The following is a 15,454-nucleotide window of genomic DNA, read 5'->3' on the forward strand; positions in this document are numbered from 1 at the left end:
CCTTCCCCGGTCAATGCGTGTGGCATTCCGGAACCGCGTCAGGTGCATCGGGCTTTGCCATGACGAGCGGCATCACGCCGCGTGAGATCATGAACAGGCCGAGAAGCAAAACACTGACCGCAGCGAGCCGACTTCCCCAACGGCTGAACTTAAAGCTGAAAGCCGACGAGAACAGACCGATCGCGAGAAGAGATCCAGCGGTGCCAAGTCCGAATGCCATCATCGTTAATGCACCTGCAAACACTGTGCCCGTCGCCATTGACTTAAGCAGGGCCGCATAGATCAAGCCGCATGGCAGAAAACCGAGCATTAGCCCAAGCGAAAATTTGCTGCCGACCGATGTCGATGAAAACCGACTGCCAAGGGGCCGCAAGAAACGCGAGGTGTAAAGTAGCGGATTGAATTTTTGCAGGCGGCGACTCGGTATCAGGTCAAGCATAAGCAGACCGGCAATGACCATCATGACGCCGGCAACGATCGCCGCGACATTCTGGAAACCTGCCAATTGCCCTATGAAACCAACGGTTCCGCCAAAAAGGCCGGCGGCGGCACCGAGCACCGCATAGGTTAGAATACGCCCAATATTATAGAAAATGTGAGCTAGTGCCTGCTCTGAGAATTTACGCCGACCCAGCGGTAGGCTGTATGACAGTACGATCGGCCCACACATGGAAACACAGTGCAGGCTGCTGAAAAGACCCAATGCAAATATTACGTAAAACTCCCAGGCATTCATTTAGTTCACTCGTGTTCGCCACAGTTTTTCCGATCTCGACCGCTAAATATTTCGCACCTTCCCGAAAGCTAATTCGAAGCCTGATATTTGATCTTCGGGTTAGGTGCGTGGATGGTAACGCACTCGCGGGTAAAGTTGAACCGCTTCATTAATATAGCGTGCGTCGGGCACCGCGAGGCACACATCGCGCAGCGGATGCAGGTCGATTCGTCCTTGAGCATTATGCCGCCGAGTTCGGATAACTCTTCGTCGCTGTAACCTTTCAGATCGTCCTCCTCGATGCCGAGCGAATCCGATGCGATCTGCATCAGATAGCTGTCGGAGCGGACCTGGCTGAGGCCGACAAGCTTGATCAGGTTTTCAGGGCAAACATCGACGCAGCCGTTGCAGGCGATACAGATGGAGGTGTCAAAGATCGTATTGACGTTGCACCGCAGACAACGGGCCGCCTGTTTGCGTGCCTCGGCAGGGCTGTAATTGATCTCAACGATGTCGTTCGACGATGCACGGCGTTCGCTTTCGAGTGCCGGCGGCAGTTCGCGACGCATCTGATCCCAGCCGTCGACCATCGTGTAATTGGCGGGTTCCCAGCTCTTTTTCACGACGACGTCTGTTCGCGTTCCGCACAGATAATCGTGCATCGAACGGGCCGCGATCTGTGCCGATGCGATGGCGTGGATAAACAGCCGCGGGCCGTGAGCGACGTCGCCGCAGGCGAAAACGTCAGGTGCGGTCGTCTGATATGTGTCGGGGTCGACCTTGATCAAACCGTTCTCAACATCGACGCCGTCGCCGGGAGCGAGAAACGTCAGATCCGACTGCTGGCCAATGGCAAACATGATCGTATCGGCCGCGATGTCATCGACCGCTTGTTCGTCAAACACGGGGCTAAATTTGCCGTTGTCATCAAAAACCGATAGGCATTTGACTGTCCGGAGGCCAGTCACATAGCCTTCTTCGTTCAAGATAATTCGCGGGCCGCGGCCGTCGTGGAGATGGATGCCTTCTTCTTCGCCCTCCACGATCTCGATCTCGTCGGCCGGCATTTCATTTCGTTTTTCTAGGCAGACGATGTGGACTTCTTTATCGCCGCTCAGACGAAGTGCGGAACGGGCGACGTCATAGGCAAGCCGTTCACTGCGTTCCATATCAGAATCGGCGTCCGCCATCGGAACTTTCATCGGTCGAACCGCAGAACGGGCGACGTCGAAAGCGACATTGCCGCCGCCAATGACAACGATCCGGCGGCCGAGTTCCATCGGCTTGCCGTCGTTGAAAGCACGCAAAAAATCGAGCCCGTCAAAAACCTGCGGCAGATCCGAACCCTCAAGCGGTATCTTGCGGCCCTTTTGCAGCCCGATGCCGAGAAAGATCGCTTTATAGCCGTCATTGCGGAGTGATTCGATCGTAAAATCCCGGCCGAGGCGCATATTGCATTTCAGCTCGACCCCCATCGAAAGGATCGCCTCGATCTCAGCTTTCACGAGTTCTCGCGGCAGCCGGTAGATCGGGACACCGGCCGTGAGCATTCCGCCAGGTTCGTCGTATGCCTCAAAGACGGTCACTTTGTAGCCAAGCTGGACGAGATCGTGCGCAACGGTCAGACCTGCAACACCAGCTCCGACAACGGCTATGCGTTCGCCGCTGCCTTGTTCCGGCGGTAACATCTTTGTATTGCAGCCATCGCGATAATGCGTGAAATCTCCGGTTTCGGGGCCGTATTTCTCATTTACAAAACGCTTTAAAGCGCGGATGGTGATCGGTGTGTCGAGCGAGCCGCGGCGGCAATTTGCCTCGCACGGTGCACCGCATACGCGGCCACAGATCGACGCGAATGGGTTGGTCGCCCGGGCGATCTTATAAGCATCAAGATCGCGCCCTTCAGCGATCGCGGTCACATATCCGCAGGCGTCGGTGTGAACAGGGCAAGCGTCCTGACACTTGACCATCTTCATCCAATAGTCCGCGTCCTTGTGGTCGACCGCTTCAAATTGCAGCGTTTCTTCACTCATCACGATCCTTTACTTGCGGAGCTTTTTGAATCCGAACGAAACCAAAATAATGATATAGATCAAGATCAGAGCTCCGACGAAATACATGAACCAATCTGCCGTTCCGGTCGCCTTATTAAATGCCTGAACAAGCACGCCGCGGTCTGCATGGGTCGTCTCGCCGTTACGATAAACGATCAGATAAGTCAGCATAGCGAGCGGAATCACGGCCCACGATATTTTCAGGAATAGCGGTATCGGGGTTCCCTTACGCTCTGTCATCCAACCGCCGGCATATTCTTTGATCTCGTCTGTTTCTTTGTCGTCGTTCATTTCAGTCTCCGTTAGATCTATTTTTCGTAATCGTTATCCGGCCGCCAGTTTTTTGCTCGTCCGAGCGTCTGCATATAAGCGACCAACGCGTCCAGTTCCTCAGGATTATTGGCGATCCACGGGAACGGCGGCATTATAGAACCCGGAACGAGATCGGCAGGATTGCGGAAATGGGCTTTGTGCCACTGAGCATTATATTTGCCGCCGACGCGTGCGAGATCCGGCCCTGTCCGTTTGGTTCCAAACATATGAGGGTTGTCATAAACAAATTCATCGGGTGTCGAGATCGGTGCGTCAACGCCACGCCAGCCGTAACGTTTCGTATCGGCCAACAGCGTTCGGACCTGCTGCGTGTGACAATACCAGCAGCCCTCACGGATATAGATAGCCCTGCCTTTTTGCTCTTGTTCATTTAATTGAACGAGTTTGCCCGTCGGCCCATTGCCCGTGTCGTTGTTCTCAAACGGCGTAGTCCAGCTTTGGTCGATCAACGGTGGAGCGACCGTCGTAAGCAACCCGCCGATAAAAAACATCACGAGTGCGGCGGCGACAAAAAATACGGCGTTGTAATCAGCTTTTTGAAACATAGAATCCTCCAAATGCGGTCCTTCTCCCAGCCGTTAGGCTGCCGCGGGTTGAGCCTCCACCGTATGTCCCTTTGCCCCGACGATCGTTGCGAGCACGTTGTATGCGAATGCCACGATCCCGCCGAACATCAGCACGCCCGAAGCGAGCCGTGTGTGCCAGATCGGCTTAAGGGCGATGACTGTGTCGATAAATGGGATCGACGGGTTGTTCCACTGCCATCCCTGCCAGAACCCGCCGAGCCACAGCGTGACAAAAAAGCCGAGGCCTCCGATCAGGAACAGCCAGAAGCTCCAGTTCGCCAACGATTTGGAGTATAACTCCGTGTTAAAAACGAGCGGTACGATGTGATACGCACCGGCTATCGCGAAGAACGAAAACGCTCCCAAAACCGCCATATGAGCGTGTCCGGGTATCCAGTCGGTCTTCGATACGATCGCACTTACCGCTCTGAGGCTGTGCATCGGTCCCTGGAAGCAGGTAAGCAGGTAAAACACGACGCCTGACATCAGGAACTTCAAAGATACGTTGTCCCTGAGTTGATGCCATTGCCCCTTCATCGTTGCAAAAAAGTTATAGACAGCCGCCCATACAGGAACCAACAGCATCACGGAAAATACGATCGTGATCGTCTGCAGCCACTGCGAGATCGGCCCATGAAGCATGTGATGGGCTCCGGTCCAGACGTAGACAAATGCCAGCGACCAGAACCCGACCATCGAGAGCTTGTGATTATACAGCGGTGTGTTTGAGGACTTTGGAATGAAGTAATACGCGATCGCCAATCCGACCGGCGTAAAGATCAAACCGACCGCGTTGTGGACATACATCCAGTTCAGATTTGCCTGGTTAACACCGGTAGTAAAGAGCGTTGCAAAATTTCCGGTCAGATACACGAATGCCGTCCAAAGGATCGTACCCATCGCATACCAGAGCGAAACATACATCGCTTTGTATTTGCGATTCGCGATCGTCATGAAGATGTTCGCACCGAACATCAGCCAGGCAACTACGACAAGTACGTCAAGCGGCATGGGAAGCTCGGCGTATTCCCAACCCTGGTTCCATCCCATCACCAACGAGACGACCGCGCCGAGGATGATCACATTCCATAAAACACCTGTGGCTAACCCGAGTTTTTCACTCCAGATCTTTACGCCGCAAAGCCTCGGTACGATGTAATACATTAGTCCCATGTCGCAGGCCAGCAGCCAGCCGAAGAGCATGCCGTTGACGTGTAGCGGCCGCATGCGCCCATATGTCAGTTCTGGAATCGTTCCGAGAAATGTCGGCATCACGAATTTGGCCGCGATGATCAAAGCCACGATCCCGACTATGAAGAAATACGCGATCGAACTTATTAGGAACAGCTTCACTGTCGTGTCCTCATGCGAGGACTCCAAATTACCGGCTGATACCGCGACCGGTATCTCACCGGCGTCTTGAATTGTTTCTTCTTTTTGCATATCGTCTCCGTTCAAAACCTAGTGCCCCGTAGCGAACAAGTTCATAGCCAGTACGTCTTTTTTGCCTGCGTTCAGGCTCCGGATGTAGTTCACGAGGTCGCCAACATCATTTTTTGTCAGGCCGTAATCGATCCACGGCGGCATAGCGCTTCCCTGTACACCATAAAGGATGGACTCGAACAGCCGCCGATCCGTGGCATTACTTACAAACTGTGAGTTGAGCAAATTGCGTGGCCGCGGCAGGATGTCGAGCGAATTGGGGCCTTTGCCGTCCGCCTTTCGGCCGTGGCAACCGGTGCATCGCATCAAATATGCCTGTTCACCGCGAGCTATAGATTCCGTCGACATTGGCACGGGATTCTGTTCAGGCACATCACGCGGTTTGATTTCGCGGCGAGCATCTTTTGTAAAGCTCTGATTGATGTATGCGAGCACACCTTTTATCTGCTCGTCATTCAGAACTTTCCCCCATGCCGGCATCGATGTACCAGCCACTCCGTTCTTAATCGAGTTCGCCAAACGTTCGTCTGTCTTGCTATTCATAAACCCGGCGTTCGTAAAATCACGCGGATAGGGATCGAGGTAGGTCGAGATCATACCGTGGCCGTCTCCGTTTTGGCCGTGGCACCTGATGCAGAGACTTTGGTAGATCTCCTGCGGGTTATTCAGTGTCGGGGCCTTGTTAAGGCTCAATAGATACGCTGTCATCGACTTATAGTCACCGTCCGAGAAGGCAAAGGTCGGCATTATCGAATCGGGAATAACCGAACGCGGATCCTTAAAGTGGGCGATGATCCACTTTTCATCCTTCATCAGCCCTTCGAATGACAGATCAGGTGCGATCCCGCCGTCTTTATCACCGATCTTATGACAGGCGGCACACGCCCTTTCATTTATGAGTTGCTCGCCCGTCTTGGCCAAATCTCCAGAAACAGGAACGTTCGAAGTGGTTGCGGCAGTCGACGGTGTCGGCGGTGCCTGACCTTTGTTGAGTGTCGCCCGATAGCGGTCGAGTGTGGTTTCCGAATAATTAAAGCCCCGACGGCTCTTGAGGAACGTGACCAAAGCTCTAACCTCGTCATCATTGAGGTTAAATTTCGGCATGAATGATGTCGCGCTATTGGCACGCGGGTCAACGACTGATTCCCACAGGTAATCGATCTTCCACTTCTTGCCGACGTCCGATAGGTCAGGGCCAAGCGTTCCGTTTGAGATACCCTCGATACGATGACAGCCGTAGCAGTTTTTTTGAATGAACAACTCGCGGCCCTTGTTTACGAGTGGCGTGCTTTTGAAATCTTTGTCGGTGTGGCACTGAGCACAGTTTGCCTGCATGAACTCTTTGCCTTTGAGCTTGTCTTTGAAATCTACCCGCCAGTTTTCCTGGGTCACATAACCGAGCATCGGTTCCGGCCAGAATTCATCTTCGCCGTGGGCGAAAAACTCCTTCAATCCCCGGCCTTGCCCGTCGTGGCAAACGGTACAGCCTATATCTGAGAATTTATGCCGGCGTTCCCATTTACCGTCCACGAGTTTGTCACCAAGTTCCTCAGAGAAAGGATGCGATTTGTAGGGGTGCGGTGAGTCCTTGAACCGCGGATCGTCGGACGCGATGTGACACGTCGTACATCGATCAACGCGCTCACTGCCAAATTGGGTCACGATGATCTGCTCGATCTTAGGGCTGCGTCCGGCTATCGCCTCACGTTCGGCATCGGTTTTTGCCAATGTGCGTGCCTGATCGAAATATGATGTTTGATAGTTTTCCCATTTATGGAAAAACTGCTGATAAAATACGAGTCCATGTACGACCAGGATCGCAATGCTCGCAACTGCCAGTGATAAACGCATCTTCATACCATCAATCCTCGATCCGTTCTAAAACGGCGACACAAACTCCCAATTCTGACCCCGGAAAAAGGTTCCGATAATAATGAGGACAATATTGACGACCACGAACGTCCCAAAGAGCGTGTTCGCCAGCAGCCGTTCGCGCGAGAACCATAGGCCTATGCCTTTTTGTGCCCTATCAAAATATGGCACGAGAAACAGGATCAGTACCTCGATAGCCGGTATCCCGACTCCGCCCCAGAATGCTGAGTAGCTGACCATCTCCTGCAGGCCGAGAAAATACCACGGTGCTTTTGCAGGATTTGGTGGATGAAGTACGTTGACCGGCTCTTCGAGCGGAGCGTTAAAGAAATATGACACTGCCAGCACGCCAAAGATGGTCAGGATAAGAACGAAAAGTTCGGCAAGCAGCAGGTTTGGATAGCTATAAACCGAATTATCCGGTACGTTGCCAACCTTAGTGAATGGCCCACGAACCACACCCTGCACACCGTAACGTTTCTTTTCAATAAGATTGATCGCTCCGGGCAAGGCCAGCTCCTGCGGTGGTGCGGGATCGACGACGATATCCGATGCCACAGGACGCGAAAGCCCGCCGTCTTTGCGGATCCGCCAGAAGTGGATCGCGATCATTGTCACCATAGCTATAGGCAACACCGCGACATGCAGAACATAGAAGCGAAGCAGGGCTTCTTGCCCTACGGTCGTATCACCGAGTAGTAAAAATCTGATCTGTTCGCCAAACACAGGAGCATAGCCTGCAATAGCGGTTCCAACAGTGATCGCCCAGAACGCAAGCTGGTCCCACGGGAGCAGATAACCCGTAAAGCTAAGAAAGAGTGTCAGAAGAAATAGCCCAACGCCCAATACCCAGTTGAATTCACGCGGTTTCTTATACGAGCCAGTGAAGAATACGCGGCACATATGCAGAAAGACGGCAGCGACCATCCCGTGCGCAGACCACCGGTGCATGTTCCGCAAAAAATCTCCGAAGGCGACCGAGCCCCGCAGATCAAGCATTCGGTCATACGCCTGAGTTGTAGATGGAACGTAATAGAACATCAGCAACACGCCAGTCACCGTCAATATAAGGAAGAGGAATAAGCTAATGAGCCCCAAACCCATCGTGAACCACGGCCGCAGCGTGTTCTTATGGACCTTGACCGGGTGCATATGCAGAAAGAAATTTGTGAAGCTCGTCTGCGATCGCCCCAGATCCGTATGCGGGAGATTATGCCGAAAAACCGAGGACCAAACGGCTGCCGGCATGTTTCGGATCACGCTCAATATGTTCTTTGTCTGGCTAGTGTCGCTCATACGGTAAACCATTTCCCAGCTTTGATCTCTTTACTCTTATCGACCTCAAGCTCGCCATTTGGAGCAAGAGATAGCTCGAACCATGGCAATGCCTTAGGTGCCGGACCGCCGGTCACGTTGCCATCTTGGTCGTAACGCGAACCGTGGCACGGACACGCAAATCCGGTGTCCGCGACGCCAACGATGCACCCGAGGTGTGTGCAGGTGGTTGAGATCGCGGCCATCTTATCGCCCTCACGAATGACGGCTATCTTCTGCGTACCGAGAGCGATCCGTGTCCCCGGAGGAAATTCGTCCGGCGTTCCGATACTAAATCTCATCGGTTGGCCGTAAGTCGCCCGCGGCTTGATAAAGACCAGATTCGAGAAGACAGTAACGATCGCCGAGCCAAAGAGCCCCATTGTCGTCAACCAAGCCAATACCTTTCGCCGCGAGATCGGCTCGCCGACCTCAGTTGTGTTGCGAGCGTCATTTTTTTCGCTCATTATTTATGTCCTCCTCAACCTTGCCCGCTGATTCTTCAACATCGGACCAAAAAACCTGATATTTTGCCTCTTCGATATCCTTAAAATAGTCCCGTTTTACTGCAAATATGAATATCAGCACTGATGCCCCGCCCATCAATAAACTGGCTATGATCGCGATCCAAGTAAGTATCATTTCGTTAAGTTTGCCCGGGGAGCCTACTGTAGGGAAGGTCGGTTCCCCTTGTTATCCACTTCCGACGTTGTACTCCGCGAAATCAGCAATCGTGCTGCCCTTTAAGTGCGTGACCAGATCGTCACGTATCCGTTTCCATTCACCGCAGAATGAACACGCCGGCGTTTCGTCCCGTGAATTGCAGAGAATGCACTCGTCCAGATAGGGATCCTGATCGAGAGCGCTAAAAACATCCCAGAGCGTTATCTCGTGCGGGTCACGGCCGAGCAAATATCCTCCGTGAACACCTTTGACCGACTGAACAATACGGTGCCGCCGCAATTCCCCAAGCAGCTTTCTCAAAAACTCGGGCGGTATATTCTCGCCGGCAGCGATCTCGTTCAATCCGCATAGGCGTAGGTCAGTCCGCGCCAAATACGCTAATGCCTTAATCCCGTACCCCGTGCCTTTTGAAAAGACCATCCGCTTATGCCCAGAAAGTGGATTATTTTCTCCGCTTTAATATTTGTATTAATTGGGTTTGTCGGACAATAATTACTTCGAATCATTTTTTTGATTACTTTGACCAGTGAAGATTAGAGACATCAGGAAACTCGTCGAGGGGACAGGCGACCCGGCATTTGCGATCGACCCTAACGGCCTGATCGCGGCCTGGAACGCGTCTGCGGTCGAGTTGTTTGGAATAGAAAAAAGGGAAGCGATCGGGCGTTTTTGCAGTGACGTCATCCAGGGTCGCGACGAATGCGGCCGAAACTGCAGCAAAGACTGTACGATCCAACACCAGGCGCGAAACCACCAGCCGGTAAAAAGCTACGAGATACAAGTCAACGCGAACGGAAGGCAGCAGTGGTGCAACATTACGGTCCTGATGGTCGAGGCGGCCGATGCTGCTCCGCGGTACACCATCCACGTTGTCCGTCCGGCAGATCTGCAGAAGCGTTTTGAGCTCCTAATGCGTGATTTTGTGGTGAAGGAAACGAACCTGTCTGAGGTGAATGTTGCGGAAATGCTTTCTGCCAAACGCACGCCGACAAATCATACCGAACTTTCAAAACGTGAGATAGAGATACTGGTTCTTCTCTCAAAAGGCGAAACGACTACCGACATCGCAGAATCACTCTTTATCAGCCGCACAACCGTCAACAATCACATCCGGAACATTTTCCAAAAACTAGGTGCCCACACCCGGCTTGAAGCCATACGCCGAGCTGAAAAGGCTATGCTGATCTGAATTCCAGCAAACAGTCCGGTCAATGGATTCTATCCACGACACGGGTCTGATCCTGTTTGCTAGTTTTCAGCTTGTGGTGCGATTGTGCGCAAAAAGTTAATAAAAAAGACGGGCACCGATCTGGTGCCCGTAACTCGTTGATCTAAATGGCTCCGCAGGTAAGACTCGAACTTACAACCCTTCGGTTAACAGCCGTTGCTTTCTTGTAACATACGATAACATACGTTATCAAACGAAAGTTCATAAGTGCCTGTAACCTTATGTTGCCCCTTGATTTAGGGCTGTTTTTAGTCATTACTTGTAACATGCGATAGCATAGATTAACAACGCAGTCATAGATAACTTCTTAGATAACTAAATCCGGCTAGAGCCATTTGAGTACAGAAGTGAAGCCTGTATCCGATATCGAAAATTTGCAAAAAGATGTGGTTGACTCACAAGGCACAAAAGAAACATTCGGCCGCCAAGGCTCTCGAACATGCGGTGCAAATGGCCGACAGGTGGAACCGAATTTATATGCGAACGCTGAGACAGCTTCGGGATTTGCGGCGATACGGGAAAGTTACGATCAACAATCCGACTCAAGTAAACATCGCGGCAGATGGTGGGCAGCAGGTAAATAGACATAATTTGTATAAATGTTACTGATACAAGTCAAGAAGGTGCTAATAGAGTAGCCTCCTCAGAGGCAGTATCTTCCGAATCGAAAGTCCTCGTATCAAGTGCGCCCAAAGTATCATTATGTTCTGCCAGTATCCGGGCAGCAAAAGCATCTTTCAGGGTTGCCTCAGTTGATCCCGGTTAGCCGAGATCACCTTGCCAAATGAATAATACGCGCAAATCGGAAAAAACGGGACCGAATCGCCAACGAGGGGCTCTGCATTTCCAGGTCATCCGGCGTACATCGGCTATCTACTTTGCTTTCACCCTCAGCGTTACGAAGGCTAACGCGGGCTTGCCGGGAGTGGTCTTTATCCGGAAGATCGACTGCGGCAGCGGTTCGTTGGGTGTCAGGGTCTCTGCCGCCTTGCCGCACGGTTTGCCGGCGGTTTTGGTGCGTTCGAGTTGACGCGTTACTATTCCACAAGCTGATTTTGCTTCGGACTTGGTGTAGATCCTATCGGTTTTGTCGTTCCGGCTAAAGAGTTGAGCATCGGATTCGAATTCCATTTGAACCAGGTCCGCCTCGTCGATCAGTTTCCCCTCATCGTCGATCGCGAACTTGGTCAGGGGCCGCGTTGAGATGATCACCGAGAGCCTTTCACCTGTATATAAGGGCTTTCTGATTTTAATGTTAAAGTAGGGCATTTCCTCCCGCTGATCGGGAATATCAACGATCATGCCTGGAGCCAGGAAATTGTCTTCGTTAAGCGTCTCAGGAAATATTAGGTAAGGCTCGCCCAGGGTACCGTCAGAGTAAGTCTCGCGATCGAATATGTAAAGGTAGCCTGGAAAGGTTGCCTCGACAGCGAGGCGAACTTTATCGCCCGGCGTAAAACTCGTTTCCGAATCTACCCGTTCGGCGACCCATAGGCTTTTTTTCTGTTTGTCATCGACGACCGGAAACATAAACCCTGCCTCGTTTTCAGCCGGCGGACGCAGTTTCCACATTGTCATTCCGATATCCACCGTATTCTCAACAGTTGATTTTGCTGAGGAAGCCGCGGCCGGAACCGCCGGCTTCTTTGACGGAACCCGGCGAGACGGATTGTTGTAGCTACGAACGGGCTTATATTCAAGCCGTATCTTCGGTGCTATCTTTGAATTCGGCGCACGCTTTCCGGCAAAATCCGGTGACAAGATCGACCTGGTTTGAACATCGTCCTGGCCCGCCGCAATAATCGTCGCGAGCATCATTACCATACACACAGCCGCAATTCGTGACAGAAATTTTATCTTCATATTGCTCCTCCACAATTGTCCTAATAACTAACTTTGGTGTCCCGATCACGGGCTCCCGACGACCATCGGCCTAGGCTCGACCTCTCGCCGATAAAATACACGCGGCCGCTGCAACGCCCGGGCATCAGCTTTTCCAGCTTTATTTGCTTTTTCTCGCTCAAGTTGGCGAGATCGTTTCTTTCCATTTCTGTCGTTTTCTTCCTGGTCGATCTGCGGCACACGTTCGGCGGCAAAATCGAGCCACTCGCGGATAAGGATCTGCCCGTCCTTTGGCTTGCGGTCGGCGACACTCCCTTTTAGACCTTCTTCGATCAGTGCAAAGGTCAGATATCCGTGGCCGAGCCTAGCATCTTCCTTTGCTGCCTGAAACCCTTGCGAAGCCGTCAGAATATAGATCCCCTTTTCGTGTGCGAGTTGTGCCAAACCCTTGCTATTCATCGGGCCGCGCCGCGTTTCCTGCGTCTCTAGTGCCTGGCCGGAATTGCACGCATCGATTACCAGTAGGAACTGACCAGCATCGATATTCTCGACGGCCTTTTCAAGTTCTTCATTCGAAAGGCCGCTGGCCGTGATCTTCGCGATCGCTGCGGCATCGATCGCATCCCGCATACCTGCGTAACCCAGATCGTGCGGGATCAGATAAAAATGCTGCTGCTCAGCGAGGCCGTGGCCCGCAAAATAGACTGCAACCGCATCCTCAGGCTGGATCTTTGCGGATAGGCCGCTCAAGGCGTTTAGAATGTTGGCCTTCGTTGCTGATCCATTTAGCAAAGTAACAAGGTCGACGCGCTCGTAAGTGTTCAGTTTTATCTGCTGCCGTCTAAATTCGCCGGCAAATTCATTTGCGTCATCGACAGCATAGTTGAGGTTAAACTCTTCATTTGCATAAGAGTTAATCCCGATCGCTAGTATATAAAGCACGCCCCGCCGAGCGAGGGAAGGCGAGCCCGTTATCGTCAATGTCGCGTCCTTGCTCTTGATATCGTCTGAATTGAATGCATAAACGGTCACCCGGTTCTCACCCGCGACCATCGGTATCGACGCCTCGAGCCGGATCCTGCTCTGGCCTTTCAAGACGTCGCCTCTCCAAACCTTGGTCAAGGTTCCGTTTCGAAAGAGGCGCACGTCCTTTGCACCTGCCGGGGCTTGCGATATGTCGATGACAACCTTTAATTCCCTGGCCGTAACAACGGGGCCGTTTCCCAGTTCACCAACCGCAAGTCTCAAAACGGGCTGACGGCGATCTTTTGTCGATATATCCAGGTTTCCGGGCAATTTTCGGTCGTTTAGTAATTCTGACAGTAATCCGGGCAACCAGAATTCGCTGAAGAATTCTTCAACCGGTTTTACATTAAATGTGTTTCTATCAAACCTCCAGGAAATCTGACGCCACGAGGGCTGGGAACCGTCAAAGAAACCTTCGGGGGTGACTACCAGCCAGTCATCGCTATTCCTCAGGCTCAGCAGCGTTGATATTCGAGCTCCGGTCTCAGAATTCCAAATGATGATGCTGCCGTCTTCGCTCGCCGAAGCTATCTGTTTATCATCCGGCAGGAACCCAGCCGTAAAGACCGACCCGACGTGGGCCTCCATCTTTTGGATCTCTTTGCCGTCGGCTGAGTTCCAGGTCCGCACGGTTCGGTCAACCCCGGTCGAGACGATCCGCTTACCGTCCGAACTGAAGCCAACCGAGTAGATCTGTTCGGAGTGTCCGGTAAATTGCCTGATGAGGTCCCCGGTCGCGACATCCCACAGGCTGACGGTTTTGTTAATTCCCCCGGATGCGAGGTACTTTCCGTCGGGGCTGAAACTCACCGTGTCAACCTCTCCTGCCCGTGGTTCTATCGTCCGGATCAGCGTTCCTGTGGCAACATCCCACAGTTTGATCGTTCCATCCATGCTCGCTGAAGCTGCAAAACGTTCATCACTTGTGATCGACACTGATATCACTTCACCTGTGTGGCCTTTCAGTAATCGCGGCTCTTTCATGTTTTCCAAGTCCCATAGGCCGACGGTTTGATCAGAACTACCGGAAACAAGAATTTTTCCAATGCTGCCCGCAGCGATGGTTGCGACCTGTTTGGTATGCCCTTTCAATGTCGCAGTCGTAGTCGAAGTAATGCCGTCCCACACCCTGATCGAATTATCGCTGCTGGCCGAAACAAGGTGTCGATCGTCCGGCAAAAAAACGACGGCCCGCACGCGTCCGCTGTGCCCTTTAAGCGGGGAAAGGGATTGTCCGGTTTGCAGATCCCACAGTTTTACGGTGTTATCGAATCCGGCTGCCGCCATCCAATGCTTATCGCGACTGAACGAAACACCGTAGTATCCGATCGTATTGTTTTCAAGGACCGCAGCCCTCGCTCCGTCGGCGGTTGATATGATCGTTGCGGTCGGGCTCTCATTACCGGTCGCAAGCAATGTTCCATCGCTGTTAAAGCCAGCTGATTCCGCCTCGCCAAAGGTATTCACATCGGTCTTTCCGCCGATGGAGCTGATCTCAGACTTCGAAACGAAATTCCATTTCTTGATCGTCCCGCTCTTGTCTGCCGAAACAAGGACCTCTGCGGACGCGAAAAACAAGGCCATTACGCCAGCCGCGTGACCTTTAAGGACGCCCTTCGAATCGCCGTTCGAGGCCTGCCAGAGACGCACCGAGTTATCCAAACCACCGGATGCGAGCAATTTGCCATCGTCGCTGAACCTCAAAGCACCGATACCACCGGTGTTCCCTGTCAGTTCGCGAGACTTACCGCGTTTCTCGAGATCCCAGATCCTGATGGTTTTATCCTCACTACCTGAGGCTACGAATTTGCCGTCCTTGCTAAAAGCGAGGACACTGACGCGATCCTTGTGGATTCCAAGTTCCACCGGCGGTTGGGCGGACGAAAGTTCTATGACCACGACCGAGTTTTCGCCGCCGCTGAAGGCTATTCGCTTCCCGTCGGGACTGAATTTCACCGAATTTATAGCAGTCAGGCGGACAAACTTATTCAACTCGGCACCGGTTTCGACGTCCCAAACGCGGATCGTGCCGTCACTTCCCCCAGACACAAGGGCCCGGCCGTCAGGACTACACGCAAGACTATTTACACCGCCCTTGTGCCCGGCTAAAGAGCGGATCTCTCGGCCATCCTCCAATTCCCAGATGCGGATCGTGCTGTCGAAGCTCGCCGTGGCGAGCCATTTCCCGTCAGGGCCAAAAACGACTGATTTTACAAGTTTGCTATGCCCAGTCTGTAGCACAAGCTCAGGCCGTTGATTCTGGGCCAAACCAGCCGCCGAGGATGGAGCAGTCAGCATCCAAGCTCCCATTAAGAAGCAGATCGAAAGCGAGAGCAATACCAACCGTTTCACCATATTTTTCGGTCGAGTCATAGTC

Annotated in this window: 13 protein-coding genes; 1 reads left to right on the plus strand and 12 read right to left on the minus strand. The window is 52.6% G+C overall.

Annotated features, from left to right (window positions below):
* Positions 1 to 10: 10 nt before the first annotated feature.
* The 10 genes from IPG22_07730 to IPG22_07775 all read right to left on the minus strand — a co-directional run bounded on the left by IPG22_07730 (position 11) and on the right by IPG22_07775 (position 9,401).
* Entirely contained in the window at positions 11 to 736 is a 726-nt protein-coding gene (locus tag IPG22_07730) for a sulfite exporter TauE/SafE family protein (GenBank protein ID MBK6588168.1), read from the minus strand.
* 68 nt (positions 737 to 804) lie between these two features.
* Positions 805 to 2,748, minus strand: coding sequence for an FAD-dependent oxidoreductase (locus IPG22_07735; GenBank protein ID MBK6588169.1), 1,944 nt, complete (start codon positions 2,746 to 2,748; stop codon positions 805 to 807).
* A 9-nt stretch (positions 2,749 to 2,757) separates the two neighbouring features.
* Complete coding sequence (locus IPG22_07740) at positions 2,758 to 3,060, minus strand: hypothetical protein (protein MBK6588170.1); 303 nt, start codon at positions 3,058 to 3,060, stop codon at positions 2,758 to 2,760.
* Positions 3,061 to 3,077: 17 nt separating this feature from the next.
* Positions 3,078 to 3,647 (minus strand): cbb3-type cytochrome c oxidase subunit II, encoded by a 570-nt coding sequence (locus IPG22_07745; GenBank protein ID MBK6588171.1) that lies wholly within the window; start codon positions 3,645 to 3,647, stop codon positions 3,078 to 3,080.
* A gap of 33 nt (positions 3,648 to 3,680) precedes the next feature.
* Complete coding sequence (locus tag IPG22_07750) at positions 3,681 to 5,111, minus strand: cbb3-type cytochrome c oxidase subunit I (GenBank protein MBK6588172.1); 1,431 nt, start codon at positions 5,109 to 5,111, stop codon at positions 3,681 to 3,683.
* 18 nt (positions 5,112 to 5,129) lie between these two features.
* On the minus strand, positions 5,130 to 6,968 hold the full coding sequence (locus IPG22_07755) for a c-type cytochrome (protein ID MBK6588173.1): 1,839 nt from the start codon (positions 6,966 to 6,968) through the stop codon (positions 5,130 to 5,132).
* A gap of 21 nt (positions 6,969 to 6,989) precedes the next feature.
* Positions 6,990 to 8,279: a cytochrome b N-terminal domain-containing protein gene (locus IPG22_07760; GenBank protein MBK6588174.1), complete on the minus strand. Its 1,290-nt coding sequence runs from the start codon at positions 8,277 to 8,279 to the stop codon at positions 6,990 to 6,992.
* Positions 8,276 to 8,764, minus strand: coding sequence for a Rieske (2Fe-2S) protein (locus tag IPG22_07765; GenBank protein MBK6588175.1), 489 nt, complete (start codon positions 8,762 to 8,764; stop codon positions 8,276 to 8,278). Before IPG22_07765 ends, IPG22_07760 begins: the two co-directional genes overlap by 4 nt.
* Entirely contained in the window at positions 8,748 to 8,939 is a 192-nt protein-coding gene (locus tag IPG22_07770) for a hypothetical protein (GenBank protein MBK6588176.1), read from the minus strand. Before IPG22_07770 ends, IPG22_07765 begins: the two co-directional genes overlap by 17 nt.
* A gap of 51 nt (positions 8,940 to 8,990) precedes the next feature.
* Positions 8,991 to 9,401: an Rrf2 family transcriptional regulator gene (locus IPG22_07775; GenBank protein ID MBK6588177.1), complete on the minus strand. Its 411-nt coding sequence runs from the start codon at positions 9,399 to 9,401 to the stop codon at positions 8,991 to 8,993.
* Positions 9,402 to 9,507: 106 nt separating this feature from the next.
* Here IPG22_07775 and IPG22_07780 point away from each other — a divergent pair, with 106 nt between their 5' ends.
* The gene (locus IPG22_07780; GenBank protein ID MBK6588178.1) at positions 9,508 to 10,170 is read left to right on the plus strand and encodes a PAS domain-containing protein; all 663 of its coding nucleotides are present in this window, start codon (positions 9,508 to 9,510) and stop codon (positions 10,168 to 10,170) included.
* Between the two features lie 912 nt (positions 10,171 to 11,082).
* Here the strand turns inward: IPG22_07780 and IPG22_07785 are convergent.
* Both IPG22_07785 and IPG22_07790 read right to left on the minus strand, forming a co-directional pair.
* Complete coding sequence (locus IPG22_07785; GenBank protein MBK6588179.1) at positions 11,083 to 12,072, minus strand: DUF4384 domain-containing protein; 990 nt, start codon at positions 12,070 to 12,072, stop codon at positions 11,083 to 11,085.
* Positions 12,073 to 12,117: 45 nt separating this feature from the next.
* A complete protein-coding gene (locus tag IPG22_07790; GenBank protein ID MBK6588180.1) occupies positions 12,118 to 15,450 on the minus strand; it encodes a caspase family protein in 3,333 nt (1,110 codons plus the stop codon).
* Positions 15,451 to 15,454 lie beyond the last annotated feature (4 nt).

The sequence above is a fragment of the Acidobacteriota bacterium genome, from assembly GCA_016703965.1.
Classification (GTDB): domain Bacteria; phylum Acidobacteriota; class Blastocatellia; order Pyrinomonadales; family Pyrinomonadaceae; genus OLB17.

Excerpts from the sequence above, each read along its gene's own strand:
- IPG22_07730 (MBK6588168.1), bottom strand. The coding sequence starts at position 736 with ATGAATGCCTGGGAGTTTTACGTAATATTTGCATTGGGTCTTTTCAGC.
- IPG22_07735 (MBK6588169.1), bottom strand. The coding sequence starts at position 2,748 with ATGAGTGAAGAAACGCTGCAATTTGAAGCGGTCGACCACAAGGACGCG.
- IPG22_07740 (MBK6588170.1), bottom strand. The coding sequence starts at position 3,060 with ATGAACGACGACAAAGAAACAGACGAGATCAAAGAATATGCCGGCGGT.
- IPG22_07745 (MBK6588171.1), bottom strand. The coding sequence starts at position 3,647 with ATGTTTCAAAAAGCTGATTACAACGCCGTATTTTTTGTCGCCGCCGCA.
- IPG22_07750 (MBK6588172.1), bottom strand. The coding sequence starts at position 5,111 with ATGCAAAAAGAAGAAACAATTCAAGACGCCGGTGAGATACCGGTCGCG.
- IPG22_07755 (MBK6588173.1), bottom strand. The coding sequence starts at position 6,968 with ATGAAGATGCGTTTATCACTGGCAGTTGCGAGCATTGCGATCCTGGTC.
- IPG22_07760 (MBK6588174.1), bottom strand. The coding sequence starts at position 8,279 with ATGAGCGACACTAGCCAGACAAAGAACATATTGAGCGTGATCCGAAAC.
- IPG22_07765 (MBK6588175.1), bottom strand. The coding sequence starts at position 8,764 with ATGAGCGAAAAAAATGACGCTCGCAACACAACTGAGGTCGGCGAGCCG.
- IPG22_07770 (MBK6588176.1), bottom strand. The coding sequence starts at position 8,939 with ATGATACTTACTTGGATCGCGATCATAGCCAGTTTATTGATGGGCGGG.
- IPG22_07775 (MBK6588177.1), bottom strand. The coding sequence starts at position 9,401 with ATGGTCTTTTCAAAAGGCACGGGGTACGGGATTAAGGCATTAGCGTAT.
- IPG22_07785 (MBK6588179.1), bottom strand. The coding sequence starts at position 12,072 with ATGAAGATAAAATTTCTGTCACGAATTGCGGCTGTGTGTATGGTAATG.
- IPG22_07790 (MBK6588180.1), bottom strand. The coding sequence starts at position 15,450 with ATGACTCGACCGAAAAATATGGTGAAACGGTTGGTATTGCTCTCGCTT.